This window comes from Paenibacillus illinoisensis NBRC 15959 (assembly GCF_004000925.1).
GTDB classification, from domain to species: domain Bacteria; phylum Bacillota; class Bacilli; order Paenibacillales; family Paenibacillaceae; genus Paenibacillus; species Paenibacillus illinoisensis.
In genome coordinates this window covers 12,991-33,017 of sequence record NZ_BIME01000020.1, presented here as the reverse complement: position 1 = coordinate 33,017, position 20,027 = coordinate 12,991, and the positions used below count along the sequence as shown (strand labels likewise).

Annotated in this window: 16 protein-coding genes and 1 other annotated feature; all 16 genes read right to left on the bottom strand. The window is 49.2% G+C overall.

Annotated features, from left to right (window positions below; all coding sequences use genetic code 11):
• Window positions 1-55: 55 nt before the first annotated feature.
• The gene (gene radC, locus PIL01S_RS28320; RefSeq protein WP_127541085.1) at window positions 56-745 is read right to left on the bottom strand and encodes a RadC family protein; all 690 of its coding nucleotides are present in this window, start codon (window positions 743-745) and stop codon (window positions 56-58) included.
• Between the two features lie 35 nt (window positions 746-780).
• Window positions 781-1,392 (bottom strand): Maf family protein, encoded by a 612-nt coding sequence (locus PIL01S_RS28315; RefSeq protein WP_095361428.1) that lies wholly within the window; start codon window positions 1,390-1,392, stop codon window positions 781-783.
• Window positions 1,393-1,483: 91 nt separating this feature from the next.
• Window positions 1,484-1,726 carry a DUF4321 domain-containing protein gene (locus PIL01S_RS28310; RefSeq protein WP_095293309.1) on the bottom strand — a complete coding sequence of 81 codons (243 nt, stop codon included), beginning with the start codon at window positions 1,724-1,726 and terminating at the stop codon, window positions 1,484-1,486.
• A 144-nt stretch (window positions 1,727-1,870) separates the two neighbouring features.
• Window positions 1,871-3,058, bottom strand: coding sequence for an SPOR domain-containing protein (locus PIL01S_RS28305; RefSeq protein WP_164764368.1), 1,188 nt, complete (start codon window positions 3,056-3,058; stop codon window positions 1,871-1,873).
• A gap of 118 nt (window positions 3,059-3,176) precedes the next feature.
• Complete coding sequence (murC, locus tag PIL01S_RS28300; RefSeq protein ID WP_246058581.1) at window positions 3,177-4,496, bottom strand: UDP-N-acetylmuramate--L-alanine ligase; 1,320 nt, start codon at window positions 4,494-4,496, stop codon at window positions 3,177-3,179.
• 56 nt (window positions 4,497-4,552) lie between these two features.
• Window positions 4,553-5,929, bottom strand: coding sequence for a bifunctional folylpolyglutamate synthase/dihydrofolate synthase (locus PIL01S_RS28295; protein ID WP_127541079.1), 1,377 nt, complete (start codon window positions 5,927-5,929; stop codon window positions 4,553-4,555).
• 77 nt (window positions 5,930-6,006) lie between these two features.
• On the bottom strand, window positions 6,007-8,673 hold the full coding sequence (locus PIL01S_RS28290) for a valine--tRNA ligase (protein ID WP_127541077.1): 2,667 nt from the start codon (window positions 8,671-8,673) through the stop codon (window positions 6,007-6,009).
• A gap of 58 nt (window positions 8,674-8,731) precedes the next feature.
• Window positions 8,732-9,020 (bottom strand) — a binding site (T-box leader).
• Between the two features lie 169 nt (window positions 9,021-9,189).
• The gene (locus PIL01S_RS28285; RefSeq protein ID WP_127541075.1) at window positions 9,190-10,728 is read right to left on the bottom strand and encodes a LysM peptidoglycan-binding domain-containing protein; all 1,539 of its coding nucleotides are present in this window, start codon (window positions 10,726-10,728) and stop codon (window positions 9,190-9,192) included.
• Between the two features lie 137 nt (window positions 10,729-10,865).
• Window positions 10,866-11,771, bottom strand: coding sequence for an RluA family pseudouridine synthase (locus PIL01S_RS28280; RefSeq protein WP_127541072.1), 906 nt, complete (start codon window positions 11,769-11,771; stop codon window positions 10,866-10,868).
• Window positions 11,768-13,072, bottom strand: coding sequence for a glutamate-1-semialdehyde 2,1-aminomutase (hemL, locus tag PIL01S_RS28275; RefSeq protein ID WP_127541070.1), 1,305 nt, complete (start codon window positions 13,070-13,072; stop codon window positions 11,768-11,770). Before hemL ends, PIL01S_RS28280 begins: the two co-directional genes overlap by 4 nt.
• A 149-nt stretch (window positions 13,073-13,221) precedes the next feature.
• Entirely contained in the window at window positions 13,222-14,223 is a 1,002-nt protein-coding gene (gene hemB / locus PIL01S_RS28270) for a porphobilinogen synthase (protein ID WP_127541068.1), read from the bottom strand.
• 136 nt (window positions 14,224-14,359) lie between these two features.
• Entirely contained in the window at window positions 14,360-15,922 is a 1,563-nt protein-coding gene (gene cobA, locus PIL01S_RS28265; RefSeq protein WP_127541066.1) for a uroporphyrinogen-III C-methyltransferase, read from the bottom strand.
• Between the two features lie 4 nt (window positions 15,923-15,926).
• Window positions 15,927-16,883: a hydroxymethylbilane synthase gene (hemC, locus tag PIL01S_RS28260; protein WP_095293300.1), complete on the bottom strand. Its 957-nt coding sequence runs from the start codon at window positions 16,881-16,883 to the stop codon at window positions 15,927-15,929.
• 2 nt (window positions 16,884-16,885) lie between these two features.
• Complete coding sequence (locus PIL01S_RS28255) at window positions 16,886-17,536, bottom strand: precorrin-2 dehydrogenase/sirohydrochlorin ferrochelatase family protein (protein ID WP_127541064.1); 651 nt, start codon at window positions 17,534-17,536, stop codon at window positions 16,886-16,888.
• A gap of 5 nt (window positions 17,537-17,541) precedes the next feature.
• On the bottom strand, window positions 17,542-18,369 hold the full coding sequence (gene ccsA, locus PIL01S_RS28250) for a cytochrome c biogenesis protein CcsA (RefSeq protein WP_371860025.1): 828 nt from the start codon (window positions 18,367-18,369) through the stop codon (window positions 17,542-17,544).
• 15 nt (window positions 18,370-18,384) lie between these two features.
• On the bottom strand, window positions 18,385-19,773 hold the full coding sequence (hemA, locus tag PIL01S_RS28245; RefSeq protein WP_127541061.1) for a glutamyl-tRNA reductase: 1,389 nt from the start codon (window positions 19,771-19,773) through the stop codon (window positions 18,385-18,387).
• Window positions 19,774-20,027: the final 254 nt, after the last annotated feature.

Here is a 20,027-nt window from a genome sequence, read left to right as displayed (position 1 = left end):
TTCTACGGACAACGCCGTCAATATTCATAGGAAAACATCAACGCCAACCATTATATTATACTAAGCCCTTCTCCTTCAAACTTACGTATGTTCCATCGCCGATAATGATGTGGTCCAGCACATCTATGCCCACGATTGAACCTGCTTCGATCAGTCTCTTGGTTATTTGAATATCCTCAGGACTAGGCGTAGGATCACCGCTCGGATGATTGTGTGCGCATACGATCGAGGCACTGCTGCATTTGATGGCAGCACGGAACACTTCACGTGGATGTACAATTGAAGCATTAAGGCTACCCATGGAGAGTGTTTCCTGGGCAATAATATGATTTTTGCTATTCAGGAAAAGGCACACAAAGTGTTCCTTCTGTAAGTAACGCAGCTGCTCGAGTAAAATATCCGCTGCATCACGAGGTGTACGGATGGAAGGCGACTGCACCCGTCTACTCTTCGCAATCCGGTGACCAAGTTCAATGCCTGCCTTGAGCTGGACCGCCTTGGCCATACCGATTCCTTTCATAGCAGTCAGCTCGTTCAGACTCATATCCATCAGCGGACGAATACCACCCGCTTCGGTTAGTATCCGCTGCGCCATGTGTACTGCTGATTCCTGCCTTGTTCCCGTTCGAAGTAAAATAGCCAGCAGTTCTGCATGGCTTAAGGCGCCCGCCCCATATTCCATCATGCGTTCTCTCGGGCGTTCTTCATGGGGGATGTCGCGCATCATGTACTGAGGCGACTCCATATATTCCCTCTTTTCACATCATTCATTTCCCACAATCAAGCTCGCGGCAGCACATGAACTCCGAATCCATCCAACATGTCGCTGAGCAGGGAAAGAGGCAAGCCCACGACATTAAAGTAACATCCTTCAATGCGGTCTACCAGTGAAGCGCCAATTCCTTGAATTGCATACGACCCTGCTTTGTCCATAGGCTCGCCTGTCTGAACATACGCCCCGATCGTTGCCTCGGACAGTTCCTTCATCGTTACCTCTGTCTGCCGATAGTGCACAACGGACTGTCCATTTCCAGCATCAATACATGCAACACCAGTGAATACACGATGTGTACGTCCCTGAAGTCTGGCGAGCATACGTTCAGCATCCTGTTGATCCACAGGTTTGCCCAGAATGTCTCCATCCAGCACAACGACAGTGTCACTGCCAACAATAATAGCGTCCTGTTCCTGACCTTCAAGCCCACGATAGACAGCCATTGCTTTGCGCATGGCAAGCTCCTGAACCGTCTGCTCAGGAGTCCATTCCGGCGGCGTGTCTTCATCCGCGTGACTCGGTATTACTTTGAAAGCTAGTTGAAGTGAAGCGATCAGATCCTTGCGCCGCGGCGAAGTGGAGGCCAGAATAATAGGGCGCGATTGTAATTTATTCAAAATAAACGGCTCCTTATGCTACGGCGACATCTGTCGCATCACCATAGTAGATGTCATTCGCTTAGTTTCGTCGTCAAAAATCGTCATTCTCCTACAGTCTGCGATACAGCCATACAGCCGCAATAATACCGATCAAACTGAGGAGGCTCATTTGAAATTGAAATGAAATGTCATAACTGATAATATCCAGATCAGCCTGCGGTGACCAACGTATGGTCGTGGCTTTGGTTAGAATGGCTACAGCCTTGACTGGCTGCAGTGCCTTGGCGATCCACGCTCCGGCCATCCAGCCGAGCAGAAGAAACAGTATTAACATGCCGAAGTTTTTTTTCATCGGTTATCTTCCCTCGCCATTTTTTGACACCCACATTATTATACGGGGTTTTGTACGTCAATACAAACACAAATCCGGCAAGGGGAACTATTTCCAGTTCCTTGCCGGACAGGGATTTCGGGGCTGTGTTAGGGGAAGGAAAACTTATTGCTTAATCCCTTCAAGCCATTTTTTCTGCTGCAGAACATAATCCATCAGATCCGCTTGTACAGCCCACATGTGTACATCGGAAGGATTTTTGTTATACTCGGTAACTGCCGTTATTGCGCTGTTCATCGATTTTTCCATGGCTGAAACGATCGGCGCCGCTTCTTGTCCGAGACCTGCCGAGAGTTTACCCATACCTGTTATCCAGGCCTCGTGATGATTCTGTAATGCAGTCATCGTTTCAGAGGCTACAGGCTCTGGATTTGCTTGACCAAGCTGCCCGATGGACAATGTGGATAGTTGCTCCACCAATGCATTGCTGCTGCTGAAGAAGAGCTGAACATCTTCCTCATTCATACCGAGAGCTGCAGAGTCCACTGCAGGATATGCGATCTCTTTGACATACAATTCCACACCCTCCGCCTTAAGACGGGAGCTCAGCAGTTTGGCTTCCTCACGGTCGGAAGAGATGCCCGCATACACCCGATTCCCATCGTCCGGATCCGTTCCTGCAGCGATTCCAGCCTGTGAGAGTTCAAGCTTGGCCTGTTCAGCACGTTCAGGCGAACTAAAAACACCGTACTGAAGCGCATAGTAGCTGCCTCCGCTAAGTGCTGACTGTGCTTGTTGGTCCGTCCCGGAAGCACCCTGCACTCCCGTAACACTCGATACTGGTTGATTGGTTTGGGGAAGTACATCCGGACCTGTTCCTTCCCGATTAAACAAAGAGAGAATAACCATACCGAAAAGGGCACCGGTGACCAGTGCTCCCGTAACCGAACCAATCATCTTCCAGCCCCTCGGAGGGCGATTTCGCTTGTAGGAGTAATGATCACGATCCCCCATCCAGTCATGACCCACATCATTGCTGTCTTCAGGAAGCTCTTTCTCATTTTCGTCAGGGTACACTGTAGAATCCGAATAAACATACTGCGACTGTACAGGATCCGGATTCCGGTCCTTTCTCTGATCCGGCTCCAGTATACTTGTCCCGCTCAGGGTGGTCTCTCCCCAATCTCCAGGGATATCCTCCGGTGTCCATGAAGGCGCGACATCGATCCGCGGAGCACTGTGCGATATCTCATCAGATAAGGATGGAAAGGTTTCAATCACCTTCTCATCCTTATGATTCGGCTTGTCCGACTCGTTCTCCCCGAAACGAAACGTCATTCTAGCATTGCTCACCCCGTACCCTCTCCTTTGTCCCATTTATATCAGCTATATGCCCAGAGACAATGAAAGATTCCTAGAAATTCAAAAACCCGCCTGCTTCTTTATGAAGACAAGCGGGTCATAAAATGGACTATTTCAGTCCTTTGGCCAGTGTGTCGCCAACCTTCCAGATGTCCCCTGCTCCCATCGTGAGGACAAGATCTCCTGGCTGCAGACGATTCTGCAAATCTGCTACCACTTCTTCCTTAGTAGGCAAATAACGAGCAGCAGCATTACTGTTCTGAACAATCAGTTCAACCAGCTTAGCGGAGTGAACACCTTCAATCTGTTTTTCTCCCGCCGGAGAATAGATGTCGGTAATAAGTACCTCATCTGCCTCAGCGAAAGCACGACTAAACGCATCCAGCAGGAAGAAGGTACGCGTATATCTCTGCGGCTGGAACACCGCAATAATACGTTTCCCTGTCGCTTTCGCTGCACTGATGGTAGCCTCAATTTCAGTCGGATGATGAGCATAGTCATCGATAACCAGAATATCCCGTGCTTCACCCAGCACCTGGAACCTGCGTTTGGCACCATGGAACTGAATAATGGCAGCCGTGATTTTCTCAAACGGAATGCCTGCTTCCAGACAGGTAATGACCGTAGCCATGGCGTTGTAAACATTATGTTTGCCTGGAACAGAGAGCTCTACCGTTCCCAGTGCGTTACCCTGATGGCTCATGGTGAAGGAGATTCTGCGGTCACCCAGTACGATATCCGATGCCATATAATCGGCCTTCTGATCAATGCCGTATGTCGTGACTCGGGATTTCAGCTCAGGTAAAATGCTTTGAACGTTCTCATCATCCGCACAGACAATGGCTGTTCCTTCCGGACGAATTTGACTCAAGAACTGTACATACGCTTTTTTGAGCTCCTCGAAGTCGCTGTTGTAATTCTCCAAATGATCGGCTTCAATATTGGTCACAATACCTAGCCACGGATGATACTGCAAGAACGATCCATCACTCTCATCTGCTTCAGCCACGACCCAATCGCCCTGCCCCGCCTTCGCATTGGTTCCCAAATTCATGATTTCTCCACCAATGATATACGTTGGGTCTGTATCGCATTTGTCCATGACAAGTGCAATCATTGAGGAAGTCGTCGTTTTGCCGTGGGCACCTGCAACCGCAACACCTTTGCGCTCATTGAGCAGGCGCGCCAGCATCTGTGCACGGTGAAGAATCGGAATATTAAGCTGCTCGGCTGCCACTCGCTCCACATTATCCGCCGGAGCTGCTGTAGAATAGACCACAAGATCTGCTCCATTTACGTGTTCAGCCGTATGTCCGATATATATTTTCGCTCCCTTGGCTGCCAGCTTCTCAGTCAACTCCTGTGAAGCGACGTCCGATCCGGTAACGGTGTATCCCATCTCCAGCATAACTCGTGCGATGGCACTCATGCCATATCCGCCAATCCCTATAAAATGAACGTGTTCTGATGTATTTAACAAAACTTTCACCAACCTTTTTCAGAATCGGTTTGATGCAAAAGGGCTGCCCTCACATCTGCAATGAGATACAGTGTGCCGGACACCACCCCCAGATCTTCCGCTTCCGTCCGTGACTTCAATAGATCAAGTGCCTTCGCCCAATCGGGCTCGACGATGATTTCCAGATTCTCTTTCGCAATGGCGGGACGTAACCGCTCGACGATCTGCAGCAATTCGGCTGCATCCATTTTGCGTCGGAAATCTGGCTCGGTCAGGATCAGCGTATCCACTAGTGGCAGTATATGCTGCAAATACGCTTCGTGATGCTTATTCGCCAGCATGCCCATCATCAAATTTAACTTGTTGTGAGGATATACGTCGACAATGCTCTTGGCCAGTGACTCTGCCCCTTCCGGATTATGCGCACCATCCAGTACAATTCGGGGTTCGTGAACGACCTTCTCGAATCGGCCAGCCCAGAAGGCATTCTCCAATCCAAGGGCAATATCTCTGTCATCCAGAATGAATGCCATGTACTGTCTGAGCAATTCAAGCACCATAAGAGCACCCGCAGCATTATCCATCTGATAAATGCCCTGCATTCGAATGCGAGCATCCATCTCGCGGAATGGTCCTGCAAAATGAAAGGATTGACCATTCTCATCACTATGGAGTCTATGGTAAGAAAATTGTTCTCCGGACAAATACACAGTTGATCGGACTTGCTGGGCCTTTTCCTGAATCACCTTAACAGCCTCTGGCTGCGTAACACAGGTGACAACAGGTACGCCTGGTTTAATAATGCCTGCTTTTTCTCCCGCGATCGCTTCAATGGTATCACCCAGGACATCCGTATGATCCATACCGATATTCGTAATGACCGAAACCACGGGTGTAACGATATTCGTTACGTCCATCCTTCCCCCCAGTCCAGTCTCCCATACTACTACATCCGGATAACACTCTTCTGCATAGTACAAGAGTGCCAGGGCTGTAGACACTTCGAACATGGTAGGTGATCCAAGAACAGTAGAGGCCATATCTGTGACCAGCGGATGGAGTCGATTCGCCAGCTTCAGCAGAGTCTCTTCCGGAATATCCTCGCCGTTGTATTGAAAACGATTCGTGAATTTTGTGATATACGGAGACGTAAACGTTCCTACATCGTACCCCGCCTGAAGCAGTACCGACGTCAAAAAAGCGCAAGTCGAACCTTTTCCGTTCGTTCCCGCGACATGAATAAATTTGAGACGCTGATGAGGATTACCGAGCAATGACATGAGCTCCGTGATTCGTTCCAATCCGGGTCTGATGCCAAAAGGAATAAGGCCATTGATCCAGTCCACAGCCTCGTCATAGGTATGCAGAGGGGCATCTACGCCCGTGCCATTAAGTTCCGTCATATGTTTCACCTTCGGTCCCGAGTTTGATTGAAAAAAGCGGCCGGATGGCATGCTTGCTCTCCATCCGACCAGAAACATTAACCTTTCAGTTCCTTGATCCGGGCGATGACTTTATCCCGTTTATCCGAATAATCCGCTTGTTTGGCGCGTTCTTCCTCAATAACCTTGGCCGGTGCCTTGGCTACGAAGCCTTCATTCGCCAGCTTTTTCTCTACACGGAGTACTTCGCCTTCAAGGTTCTGCAGCTCTTTCTCCAGGCGAGCCACTTCCTGCTCAATATCAATCAGTCCAGCCAGCGGCAAGTAAAGTTCAGCTCCCGTAATTACAGCACTCATGGCCTTATCCGGTGAACTCAGATCAAGTCCGCTGTCGAACTCGGATGTATTGCAGAATCGTTGAATGTAGTGGCTGTTGCGTTCGATAATGCTGAATGTCTCGGCGCTGTTCGCTTTTACCATCAATTCAATCTTCTTGCTCATCGGCACGTTTACTTCTGCACGAATGTTACGTACGGCACGAATGGTATCCATGAGCAGGTTCATTTCGGCAACGGCTTCCGGATTTTCCAGGGCAGGATCATACACTGGCCAAGAAGCAAGTGTAATCGTCTCGCCTTCATGAGGCAGATGCTGCCAGATCTCTTCCGAGATGTAAGGCATAAACGGGTGAATCAGGCGCATGGTGTGGTCCAGGACATAAGCGAGTACCGATTGTGTTTTTTTCTTGGCAACCGGATCTTCACCGTAGAAGGACAACTTGGAAAATTCAATATACCAGTCACAGAGGTCATCCCAGATAAAGTTGTACAGCACTCGTCCTGTTTCACCAAATTCGTATGCTTCGATTAGACGCGTAATATCGCGGGAAGTTTCGTTCAGACGGTGCAAAATCCAATAATCCGCTGTTCCAAGCTCCCCGCTGATGTCGCGATCTTCGTAAGTAAAGCCTTCCAGATTCATCAGTGCGAAACGTGATGCATTCCAGATTTTGTTAGCAAAGTTACGTGCCTGTTCTACCCGCTCCCAGCGGAAACGAAGATCCTGGCCAGGCGTGCTGCTGGTGGAGATCATATAACGCATCGCGTCTGCACCATATTTCTCAATAACATCCAGCGGATCCACACCGTTACCGAGTGATTTGGACATTTTACGACCATCCGCATCACGAACCAGACCATGCATCAGAACATCTTTGAATGGAATTTCGTCCGTGAACTCCAGAGCTGTGAAGATCATCCGTGCAACCCAGAAATAAATGATGTCATATCCGGTTACAAGCACACTTGTCGGATAGTAACGTTTCAGATCTTCAGCATCTTCAGGCCAGCCGAGCGTGGAGAAAGGCCATAATGCCGAACTGAACCACGTATCCAGAACATCTTCATCCTGTCTTAGCTTACGACCAGCGTACTCTGGCAGTGTTGTTGGATCTTCAGCCGATACAATAATTTCGCCAGTCTCATCGTCGTACCAGGCAGGAATACGATGTCCCCACCACAACTGACGTGAGATACACCAGTCACGAACATTTTCGATCCAGTTCAGATATGTTTTCTCAAAACGATCCGGAACGAAGTTTACGCCTTCCCCGTTCTGCTGTTTTTGAATGGCTCTTTCGGCGAGAGGTTTCATCTCAACAAACCATTGTGTGGACAAATAAGGCTCAACCACAGCTCCCGTCCGTTCGCTGTGTCCAACCTGATGTGTGTGATCCTCAATGTTGATCAAGACACCAAGTTCCTGCAAATCTGCAACGATCTGCTTGCGGCAGTCACTGCGATCCATACCCTGATATTTGCCTGCTTCCGCATTCATGGTACCTGTCTCATCCATTACTGTGATCTGAGGCAGGTTGTGGCGAAGACCCACTTCGAAGTCGTTCGGATCATGTGCAGGCGTAATTTTTACAGCACCGCTTCCGAATTCCTTATCAACATAATCATCTGCAATAACCGGAATCTCCCGGCCGATAATTGGCAGGATCAGCGTTTTGCCAATCATGTCTGCATAGCGTTCATCTTTTGGATGAACCGCAACCGCAGTATCACCGAGCATCGTCTCCGGACGAGTCGTCGCCACTGTAACATAACCGCTACCGTCCTTAAGTGGATATTTCAGATGATACAGGTGTCCCTGAACCTCTTTGTATTCAACCTCGATGTCAGACAATGCAGTTCGGTTCACCGGATCCCAGTTAATAATGCGTTTGCCTCTGTAAATCAGGCCTTTTTCATATAGTTGAACAAACACTTTGCGCACCGCTTGGGAAAGCCCTTCATCGAGCGTGAAGCGTTCACGTGAATAATCCAGGGAGAGCCCCATTTTACCCCACTGCTGACGGATCGTTGTCGCGTATTGGTCTTTCCAATCCCAGACTTTATCCAGGAACTTCTCGCGTCCAAGATCATAGCGGGTCAAGCCTTCTTCACGCAGCTTTTGCTCTACTTTGGTTTGAGTCGCAATACCCGCATGGTCGGAACCTGGGAGCCACAGGGCGTCATATCCCTGCATCCGTTTGGTGCGAATCAGGATATCCTGGAGTGTGAAATCCAGTGCATGCCCGATATGAAGCATGCCTGTTACGTTCGGGGGTGGGATTACAATGGTATATGGCTCAGCATCCTTGCGCTGACCAGCCTTGAAATATCCACGCTCTGTCCAGGTAGAATACCATTTCTGCTCCGCAGCTTTCGGATCATACGTCGTCGGCATTTCAGTTGCCGCTGATTTTTTTTCTTCAGACATGTGTCATTCCTCCGTTACTTAATCATCATCGCCAAAAAACAAAAAAACCTTTCATCCATCAAAGGACGAAAGGTTAGCTTTCGCGGTACCACCTTTGTTTCACGCAGACAGAAAGAAACAGCATGCCTTTCTGAGGCTATCGTGACACTTCAAGCAGATAACGGCTGCTACCGGCCCATCCTACTTCAGGAACAAACAAATCACAATGACATGTTTCATCGTTCCTCATATTCAAACAGGCAACTCCCGGGCGACTTCGATCAGTAGGTTCCTGCGGAATTTCTCAGCGCTGCAATCCCGCTCTCTGAAAGGCCTTGCTGTCTACTACTCCCATTCGACGTTGTTCTTTAAAAAACCTAAACACATCATACCCTGACCGTGCCCGATAGTCAACCTGACAACAGCGGAAACGGGCGGCAGCCCTGGCAGCCCTGCATGTTAAGCCAAAAAGCAGCAAAAACCCGCAATCCTTATTGGATTGCGGGTTGGTATGGACGTTATTTTACAAGTCAGAGGTCAGGGGATGTATAGAATCTGCCCCTCTTCAACGACCTGTTCAGATAACCGATTGTATAACTGGAGCTCCCGGGTGCTCAATTGGTAGCGGTCAGCAATGCTATCCAAGGTCTCTTCCCGCTGGACGATGCACAGTTTAACTTTGCGGAATGGTGTCTGATCCACAATCGTGCCCAAAAACAGGTTCTTCCACTGAACATCATCTGCCTGGTAGGCTTCTTCCTGTACGGAGCCAGCGACCGAATCGTCCTCCCGATCCGTTTCTGTATCCCGCACCGACCTACCCGAGGACAACAGGGACGAGATACCCACCCCTTCTTCCTGTCTTGGTGAAGACTCCCTCTTGCTGCCAAACGCTACTTTGAGCTCTGGCTTGTCTTCTGTCTCAGCCACAGGTTCAGGAATGAACGAAACAGGCTCTGAAGATTCATCTGCATCCACTGCTTCCGGTGCAGAAGGTCTTTCCCCCTCGGCAGATTCCAGTTCAGACGCTCCAAACACTTCCTGCCAATTTTCTGCTGGCTTCTCAGCCTCCGTCTGATCTTCCTGCGGTGAACCCGACCTGGAAGATTCGAAATTCCAAACGTTCGAAACAGCCAAGTCTTCCGATGGTTGTTGGCTCAGCCCCGTGTTTGTATGTAAGGTCTCCACGGAAGGCTCGGCCCAGACAGATGGTGATTCCTCAGCCAGAGGTAGCAATGGCTCTGACTCCGGATAAGAAGCCAGCCGGTCTGCAGTCTCCGCCATAAAAGACGAGACGGGTGAAGGTGAGGAGGGCACTTCATTATCGGTTGCTTCATCTTCTTGGGTGATTAATGAAGGAGCGTTATCTTCAGCCGGTCTTTTCTGATATTCTTCTTCATCTTGATTCTCAAGCGTATCAGCATAGATCTGTTGCGGTGCAGGAATTAACTGTTCTTCCGGCTGCGCATCTTCTTCATAACGGATACTTTCTTCAGCGGCTTGCTGCGGATTTCCTGGCAATTCTGATGTGTATAGAGACTCGGCCGTTATAGGCAGACCTTCCTCTTCACTGCGCTGCAGCAGATATTCCTGGGCAAAGGTGTTCAGCCCAGCATCTGCGTCCTCTGCCTCCGGAGTCCGGTTAACCTGCTGCGGATCAGGGGAGTGTACCACGGTAAACTCTTCCGCTGACCAGGCCTGCGGCTCTTCAACAGGAAAGCCCTCAATGCCACGCAGTGACAACACACCTGTAATATTCAAGCTTCGGCTGGATAACAAATCCACATCAAAGTTTTCAATCTCAATCGAGATATCCTCAAGCGATCTTACCCGATTCAGGGGAACCGTGATCTCAACCGGAATAAAATGTTTCAGTTCCTCCGAGATCTCGTTCTCTCCCCGATACGCACCTGTAAGCAAAAGATGGCCTCGCAACGTTGCATGATCATCCTGACCGATGACTTGAATACGCGGGTATAACTCAATTTCCTCCAGTTCCTCAATGGCAGGGACTCCCTCGGACAAATGAACGCGCTCATAAATATCGAACCGCAAACCATAAGGTTGATTCAACAAAGGTGGCGTCCTCCTTTCGGCATATGTTCACCATGATCCTTCTCATGGGACTGATCCATGGTCCAAATCCTTCGTTACCCATCTATATGCCATCGATGAGATGAGCATGCCACCTTTGTTCAAAGCTTGCCTTTTTATTAGGTTGTTCGTTCCCGCTGGACTAGCTGTTCAAAATCGGAAGGCCACGGATCCCGAACTTCAATCAGCGCTCCCGTGAGCGGATGATTAAACTTCAACACTTCACCATGAAGTGCCTGGCGTCCAATGGCATCTGACCTTCCTCCGTACAGCTGATCGCCAACAAGCGGGTGTCCGGCATAACTCAGATGCACTCTGATCTGATGCGTACGTCCAGTATCCAGTATTAAACGCACAAGTGTAGCTCGCTCCCACACTTCCACAATCTCGACATGTGTTACTGCTTCCTGCCCACTCTCGGAAACGCGTCTGCGCTGCTTGTGATGCCTGTCCTTACCGATGGGCGCATCAATTTTGCTGCATTCCGGAGATACTCGCCCTTCAGCAATGGCTACATACTGACGCCCAATTTCTTTTCGACGCATGGCCTCATCCAATTTTGCCAGAGCAAAAGCATTCTTGGCATAGAGAACGGGGCCTGTTGTATCTTCATCGAGACGATGCACATGGCGCACGCTGGTGTCGATACCATTGATCTCATAATAAGAGGCGACAGCGTGATCCAGCGTAATGGCATGATCGGCACGAGTTCCATCCGGATGGAGCTTCATACCCGCGGGTTTATGTACAACCAGACTAAAATCATCCTCGTACAGCACCTCAATCTCTGCCCAACGGGGTTCAACATCAATGGGCTGAGATGCAAAAAGGGCCAGCCGAAGCCGGTCCCCTGCGAGTTGAATTCCGTGATTTGCCTTGAGCTGGCGAAACAGCTTTTCTGGAAACGAAAGTTCAGTGAGCAGCCATTGCTCTGCCGCAAGCTGTCTGTCTGGACTGCCTGTTACCACTTTGCCTGGCATCAGCTCCAGCCATTCTCCACGACGTTTCCAACTTTTGATCGTCATAGAGATTGAAGAGCCTTGCGGTTTGCTTCAATCGTATCGTCAATGTCCTGCTCTGTATGCACACCAGACACAAACATGCCTTCAAACTGGGAAGGTGCCACGCTTACACCCTGATCAACCATTGCTGCAAAGTAGCGAACAAACTGATCCAAATTGCTTCCTTTGGCTATATCGTAATTGGTAACAGGTACACTGCTAAAGAATGGACATACCATGGAACCAACGCGGTTAATGGTTACTGCAATACCCGTCTCTGCTGCATTCTTTTCGAAGCCAGCCTGCAAACGAGCCGACAACGTCTCCAAACGATCATAGACTTCCGGTGTCAACAGTTTGAGGGTGGTATATCCTGCTACCATGGCCAGTGGGTTACCACTCAGTGTTCCCGCTTGATAGATCGGACCGGTTGGAGCGATCTGCTCCATCAGATCCCGACGACCACCATATGCTCCGACCGGAAGGCCGCCGCCGATAACTTTACCAAGACATGTCAGATCGGGCGTAACACCATATCGCCCCTGTGCACAGTTCAAGCCGACACGGAAACCGGTCATGACTTCGTCAAAGATGAGCAGGCTGCCGTACTGGTTGGTCAGACTGCGCAGGCCTTCAAGAAAGCCCTCTGCTGGAGGTACAACGCCCATATTCCCAGCCACAGGCTCGACAATGACAGCAGCCAGCTCCTCACCAAAACGTTCAAAGGCAAGGCTAACCGATTCCAGATCATTGTAAGGTACCGTGATCGTATTGGTAGCAACCCCTTCAGGAACTCCAGGACTGTCTGGCAATCCAAGGGTAGCGACACCGGAGCCCGCTTTGATCAGCAAGCTGTCCGCATGTCCGTGATATGAACCTTCAAACTTCAAAATTTTGCTGCGCCCCGTTACACCGCGCGCCAATCTGATGGCACTCATGGTTGCTTCCGTACCCGAGTTGACCATCCGCACAATATCAATGGATGGTACGCGTTCGCAAACAAGCTTAGCCATCTCGGTCTCCAGCAGCGTTGGAGCACCAAAGCTCGTTCCTTTTAGAGCTGTTTCACGCAGCGCTTCAACAACATCAGGATGGGCATGTCCCATGATAAGCGGTCCCCATGAGCCCACATAATCAATAAATACATTGCCATCAATATCGTAAATTTTGGACCCTTCTCCGCGTTCTGCATAGATCGGGGTAAGTCCTACGGATTTGAATGCCCGAACGGGACTGTTTACGCCTCCAGGTATGTACTGCTTGGCTTCCTCGAATGCGCTGCGTGAGCGCTCATCGTTTCGTCTTTTTCCTGATTGTGCAGTCATGAACATCCTCCTTAATGATGAAGGCCCCGCTCCTTATATGAACAGTAAACTGATCTATACAAGCGACATAACAGGGTCGTGCAGGGCCTTGCTATATGTTGATCATTTTATAACGACTCTCTTAGCAAACGTGCGATCACAAAGAACTATTACTTCTCAGCCAACCAGCGGGAGGCATCTTTTCCGTAATACGTAATGATCATATCCGCACCCGCGCGTTTCATGCTAAGCAGAATTTCCATGGCGACCTTTTTCTCATCAATCCAACCCTGCATTGCTGCAGCCTTCACCATGGCATACTCACCACTTACATTATAGGCCACAAGCGGGAGGTCAAATTGATCCTTGATTGTACGCATCACGTCCAGATAGGAGAGTGACGGTTTCACCATCAGCATGTCTGCTCCTTCAAGCACATCCGTTTCGGCTTCTCGCAGTGCCTCGCGGGCATTGGCCGGGTCCATCTGATATGATTTGCGATCCCCAAACTGTGGTGTGGAATCCGCTGCTTCACGGAAGGGACCATAAAAAGCAGATGCATATTTAACGGAGTATGACATGATTGGAATATGGCTGAATCCATTCTCATCCAGTCCTGCCCGAATGGCCTGGACGAATCCGTCCATCATATTGGATGGGGCAATAATATCCGCGCCTGCTTTGGCTTGGGATACAGCTGTTTTTACAAGCAGATCCAGTGATTCATCATTCAGAACATCTCCGCAGATATGTCCGTCAACTTCCACAGTATGCACCATGCCGCAGTGCCCATGATCCGTAAATTCACACAGGCAGGTATCTGCCACAACCAGCAGGTCGGGATACCAGGACTTAATCAATTTCGTTGCTTCCTGCACAATACCATCTTCAGCGAAACCAGAAGAACCAATACTATCCTTTGTCTCAGGAATACCGAACAACAACACGGCCGGAATTCCTAGATGGGCAATCTCTTTTACCTCTTCCTGCAGACGGTCAAGAGAAAAACGGAATACGCCTGGCATCGATTTGATCTCGGATTTTACGTTTTCACCGTAAGTTACATAGATGGGCTGGATAAAATCATCCACGGTCAGATGAGTCTCTCTGACCATATTGCGGATGCCTGTGGATTGACGTAAGCGACGGTGTCGTACAATTGGAAAACTCATATAGATACATCCTCTCTTAGAGTAAAGTAGAGCAAAAAGGGAAGCGCGCCGGTATCCTAACGAATTCAGCACGCTTCATCAATCTGCATTTTGGTATATGGATACGATCTATTACAATAGCGATACAATTCCTAAATCAACGAGGCACTGCCCCTTCTGGAGAAGGCGTCCTTTTCCACTCAATCAGCGCAGAGATCATACTTTCGATCGTTGCTTCTGCGGCCATCAGCGTTACCTTCAAGCCAGCTGCTTCTGCCGTTTTGGCAGTCACTGGCCCGATGCAAGCAACCTCGACATTCTTTAACAACGGTAATGGATCTTGGAGTCCCATCCGTTTAAGCATCTCCATGAAGTTCGTAACGGTTGAAGAGCTCGTGAACGTTACCGCGTGAATACCGCCTTCTTCCAGCAGCTTCAGAAGTTCATCATCATCCTCACCCGCGAGTACGGTGTCATAGATGATCGCTTCCGTGACCTCAAGTCCACGTTCCTTCAACTGGTCAGGCAACCAGGATCGTGCCAGATCACCGTGGGGAAGCAGCACTTTCTGACCTTTTTTCAGTTCACTCTCAAAAGCTTCCAGCATACCTTCCTGCTGAAAAGGCCCTTTGACCACTTCAGCAACAATGCCGTGCTTGCGCAAGGCCTCGGCAGTTGAAGGTCCAACCGCAGCAACTCTTGCTTGATGCATGGCCCGGATATCCTTGCCTTGCTCTTCCAGATGACGGAAGAAAAATTCCACACCGTTTACGCTCGTGAAAAATACCCAATCAAATGTATTTAACGCACCGAAGGCATCCTTGACACTTTGTTTTGCTGTTTCACTCGAAGGCATAACGGTTTCGATAACTGGAAACTCATACGGTTCACCACCAAGTTCCTCGATGCGGTTCACCAGTTCACTCGCCTGACTGCGAGCGCGCGTCACCAGAATTCGTTTGCCGAACAACGGTAGTACCTCAGCCCATTTCAATTGCTCACGTTGGTTCACCACTTCCCCCACAACAATGACTGCAGGCGGTTGGAAGTTGGCTGCAATGACCTTGGCTTCTATATTTTCAAGCGTACCCACAAGGGTATCCTGCTCAGCTCTTGTTCCCCAACGAACCAGTGCGACTGGTGTCTGTGCCGGACGGCCATGACGGATGAGCTGTTCACTGATATAGCCGATCTTGGCTACACCCATCATAAATACCAGTGTTCCCGTTGCGTTCGTTACTTTATCCCAATGAATGCTGCGATCCAGCTTGTCCGGGCTTTCATGCCCTGTAATAATGGAAATGGATGATGCATAATCGCGGTGGGTCACCGGTATTCCGGCATAAGCAGGTACACTTATGGCTGCGGTAACCCCAGGCACGATTTCAAAAGGAATGCCGTTTTTGCGCAGCAGGTCTGCCTCTTCGCCGACGCGTCCAAATATCGTTGGATCTCCGCCTTTCAGCCGAACAACCACTTTCCCTTCAAGGGCCAGATCGACGAGCAGCTGATTAATCTCTTCCTGTTTCATCGTGTGACGGTCAGGCCGCTTGCCTACGTAAATCTTCACTGCGCCAGGCTTCATCTGTTTTAACAATCTCGGACTGGCCAAACGATCATAGACTACAGCATCTGCTTTGCCGATAGACTCCCATCCTTTTACCGTTATCAGCTTAGCATCCCCTGGACCTGCTCCTACCAAAAAGACCTTTCCCACCATGTCCTCATCCCCTAACTTCTGCCAGTATCTGCTCTGCTCCCCGTTCAATCAATCTCCACGCTACTTCTTCTCCAAGACGTACCGGATCTGTTCCGGTCAGAGCTTCTTTAAGAATCAGTCCGCCATCCGGCGTACCAACCATACCCGTTAATTGTAACGTGTTTTGCCCATTCGGGGAATCTGTATCTTGCTGACGATTCCAGACGGCATGAGCACCGATAGGCACCTGACATCCCCCATTCAATACACTGAGGAATTTACGTTCTGCCATAACAGGAGAAGCGGTCTCCGGATCGTTATACAGCTTCAACAGATGAAGCAGCTCCGCGTCATCCTCACGGCATTCAATTCCCAGTGCACCCTGGCCAACGGCAGGAAGGCAAGCCTCTTCGGACAGATACTCGGTAATCCGATCCTGCCAGCCCATTCGATACAATCCTGCAGCAGCTAAAATAATAGCATCGAGACCCTCCGTCTCCAGCTTGCGAAGACGTGAGTCAATGTTACCACGCAGGGATTCGAGCTGCAGATCCGGGCGGTATGCCTTTAACTGACTGGAACGACGGAGACTGCTTGTCCCCACTCTCGCCCCTTCCGGCAATTGATCCAGAGATAACCCCCCATTGGAAATCAATGCATCACGCGGGTCAGCACGGCGCGGAACAGCGCCGTTGATTAATCCTTCCGGCAGTTCGGACGGCATATCCTTCATGCTGTGCACAGCCATATCAATGGTTCGATCCAACATGGCCTGTTCGATCTCTTTGACAAACAGCCCTTTGCCACCGACTTTGGACAGCGTTACATCGAGAATCAAGTCTCCCTTCGTAACGATCTTATGTACTTCAAAGTCAAATGCTAAACCTTCCCGCTCACAAATGCTGCGTAAATCCTGAATTACATGGCCTGTCTGTGTCAAAGCCAGTGCGCTTTGTCTGCTTCCCACTTTAATTGTACGCATGTCTACAGCTCCTCCTGATTACGGGATATCCAGTTCCCGATTTCTTCTTCTGTCCACCACCGAAATTGCCCTGCACGGATATCCTCCAGCACATTCATTTCAGTCAATCGCCGCAGTAAAACGCTTCGCACACGCGGAGACGACACACGTGACTTCACTTGAATCCTCATCTGATGCAGAAATTCAATATACGTCTCGTATTCTTCTCCAAATTGCTGCTCCAGTGTAGACCGAATCTCTGCAGCAGCTGCCGGTCCTGCTCCAGCCGTTGAGATGGCAATGCTCAATCTTCCACGCCTGACCACACTGGGGGTGATGAACGCACTGTTCTCGGAAGACATCGCATCATTCACCAGTATGCCCGCATCGTTAGCTTCCTGTACTACCTGTGCGTTGACTTCAACGTGATCCGTTGCTGCATATACGAGAAAGGCCCCCCGCAAATCACCTTTGCGGTAGGACCGGGCTATCCACTCAATTCGGGAATCCTGATGCAGTTGTTTCAGCTCCGATGTGATTTCCGGACTAAACACCTTAATATGCGCTTCGGCGTGAAGCAAACCTTTGATCTTACGTTCGGCAACACGTCCGCCCCCAATAACGCAGCAGGTTTTGCCTGAAGTATTTACATATAACGGCGTATAGCGATCCATAGTCCTCACTCTCCTGTCCAACGATGAAACGCTGAATACGCATTGGATAAAAAGCTCATAATGACAAAACCATATCCAATCAATGTCCATCTTGCCATGATGATGTTGGAAAACTGCTTTCTCTGCTTAGAAACAAAATAACCGATATAGATCGCGATAGCGAGACCTGTTGCAATGACTTTCAGATCCAAAAGCAGATACCACCTGGTCTCAGCGACAATGGATAATACGGCCAGCACCACGGAGACGCCAAGTAACGGTGTTCCGATCAATGTTGCGCCATCCATGTATTTGCCAATGACTTCAAGACTCGGCATCCGCCGCATCGTATCATTCCATTTTTTGTTTTTCAATTTACGGTGCAGGAACAGATACAACATGGCGAAGACCGCAGCTACCGTGAGGGCTGCAAAGCCCAGATTTGCCAGCGTAATGTGCATGATCAGCAGCCCGTGAACGGTCTGCCAGTTATGCAGCGAGATCTCCCCAGCTGTAAACCACAATCGATTCAGTACGGTAACTGAGAAGCCCACGATATTCAATAGGAGGATGACAAATTCCGAACGCTGGACACGTATCATCCCCAGGGACATCAATACGATACTAAACGAAAAGATAAACAGAAAATCGAACGTTGTATAGATCGGAAAATGGCCCTCGGTCCACATTCGCAAAATCACATGAACGACCTGAAGCAGCCAGACAACAACAAGAAACCCTGTGCCCGTTCGCTTCGCCCCCGCATTCCGTCGAATGCAGTCCGAGAAATAGAACAGAAGGCTCAGGGCATACATATAGATCAGAGCTTCATAGATTTGTTCAGAAAGGGTCAAGCTGTTCACCCGCCCTTATACACTTGCCGGAGCATAAGCCGGCATTGCGTCTTGCCGGTTGTCTTTAAGATGAACGGCGGCCGGTTTACCCAAGGCCGAGGCATCGCTTTGGTTTACTTTTTCTGCGGCCGTCTCCACTGCATCCTCCAAGGCAAAAATTTGGGTGAACATGCGTAGTGCTTCATCTCCATGCTTGCCGCCAGCCATTTCCTTAATCCGGTTGATTGGATCTGTCGTCATTTGATTCACGATGCTTTTGGTTAAACGACGGATCACCTTACGCTGATGTTCGTCCAGCTCAGGCAGTTTATTAAAGAGACTCTCCATCGTATCTTCATGAATGGAAGCTCCTTTCTCCTGCAATGCCCGAATCACCGGGCGAACGCCTAATGTTTTGAGCCAGTGATAGTAGTCTTCCATCTCCAGTTCAATCATTTTTTCGATTTTGGCCGCTTCCACCTTGCGCATCTCCAGATTGCTCTCCACGATCCCTTCCAGATCATCAATATCATAAAGGAATACGTTGGATAACTCTCCGATGGCCGGATCAATATCCCGAGGAACCGCAATATCGATCAGGAATAATGGACGTGATTGACGGCGCTTCATGCTCTCACGAACAACGGAAGCATCCAGAACATATCGCTCTGCACCTGTCGAACTGATGACAATATCAACCTCATTCAGTCTCTCCAAAGCGTGCTCCATCGTACAAGGGGTTCCCCTGAACTTGGCAGCCAGCTCCTGAGCCCTTGCAAGAGTTCTGTTCGCTACAATGACCTCTGAGGCTCCATTGGCGTACAGATGCTTGACTGTCAACTCACTCATTTTGCCTGCTCCAAGAATAAGTACCTTCTTGTCCGTAAACATGCCAAAAATACGTTTCCCCAGTTCAACAGCTGCGTAACTGACCGAGACTGCACTTTCTCCAATGGAAGTCTCCGAATGTGCTCTCTTGCCCAGAGTTACCGCCTGTTTGAACAACATGTTAAACCAGGTGCCTGTCGATTTCTCTTCCTGGGCAGTGAAAAAGGCCTGCTTCACCTGTCCAAGAATCTGTGTTTCACCAATCACCATGGAATCCAGCCCGCAAATGACACGGAACAAATGGCGAATGGCTTGATCATCTTCATATATATATAAGTGTTGCGTAAATTCTTCCCGCGGAACATTAAACCACTGTTCCATAAACGTACGAATAAAATAACCACACATGTGAAGACGGTCTACCACAACATACAACTCGGTACGGTTACATGTGGCTACGATTACACCTTCCAATACACTCTTGGTCAGCTTGAGCTGCTGCAGCGCTTCAGACAAGTCTTTTTCTGCAAATGTGAATCGTTCCCTAACCTCTACAGGCGCCGTGCGATAATTCAAACCAACTACAACGATGTGCATTGCAAGTTCACCTGCCTAATAAATTTCCAATCAAAGTGTTTTCTACATATCTCCATCCATTTATGCTTGACATGGTTAATTATATCACACATCATGACCGCGACCGGGCCATTTTTATGAAATGTTTATGAAATCCCCATGTAGATTATCCTATGCATTGTCATTTATTGTAGTGTCTCACCAATCTTCTCCGTTATTCGTTTAAATCCATTTCTTCGAATATTAAAACAAATAGTCATGGAATAATTCCATGA

Excerpts from the sequence above, each read along its gene's own strand:
- PIL01S_RS28295 (WP_127541079.1), bottom strand. The coding sequence starts at position 5,929 with ATGACGGAACTTAATGGCACGGGCGTAGATGCCCCTCTGCATACCTAT.
- hemB (WP_127541068.1), bottom strand. The coding sequence starts at position 14,223 with ATGAGTTTTCCAATTGTACGACACCGTCGCTTACGTCAATCCACAGGC.
- murC (WP_246058581.1), bottom strand. The coding sequence starts at position 4,496 with ATGAGTGCCATCGCACGAGTTATGCTGGAGATGGGATACACCGTTACC.
- PIL01S_RS28310 (WP_095293309.1), bottom strand. The coding sequence starts at position 1,726 with ATGAAAAAAAACTTCGGCATGTTAATACTGTTTCTTCTGCTCGGCTGG.
- PIL01S_RS28255 (WP_127541064.1), bottom strand. The coding sequence starts at position 17,536 with ATGGATCGCTATACGCCGTTATATGTAAATACTTCAGGCAAAACCTGC.
- PIL01S_RS28290 (WP_127541077.1), bottom strand. The coding sequence starts at position 8,673 with ATGTCTGAAGAAAAAAAATCAGCGGCAACTGAAATGCCGACGACGTAT.
- radC (WP_127541085.1), bottom strand. The coding sequence starts at position 745 with ATGGAGTCGCCTCAGTACATGATGCGCGACATCCCCCATGAAGAACGC.
- hemA (WP_127541061.1), bottom strand. The coding sequence starts at position 19,773 with ATGCACATCGTTGTAGTTGGTTTGAATTATCGCACGGCGCCTGTAGAG.
- cobA (WP_127541066.1), bottom strand. The coding sequence starts at position 15,922 with ATGGTGGGAAAGGTCTTTTTGGTAGGAGCAGGTCCAGGGGATGCTAAG.
- hemL (WP_127541070.1), bottom strand. The coding sequence starts at position 13,072 with ATGACTGCACAATCAGGAAAAAGACGAAACGATGAGCGCTCACGCAGC.
- hemC (WP_095293300.1), bottom strand. The coding sequence starts at position 16,883 with ATGCGTACAATTAAAGTGGGAAGCAGACAAAGCGCACTGGCTTTGACA.
- PIL01S_RS28280 (WP_127541072.1), bottom strand. The coding sequence starts at position 11,771 with ATGACGATCAAAAGTTGGAAACGTCGTGGAGAATGGCTGGAGCTGATG.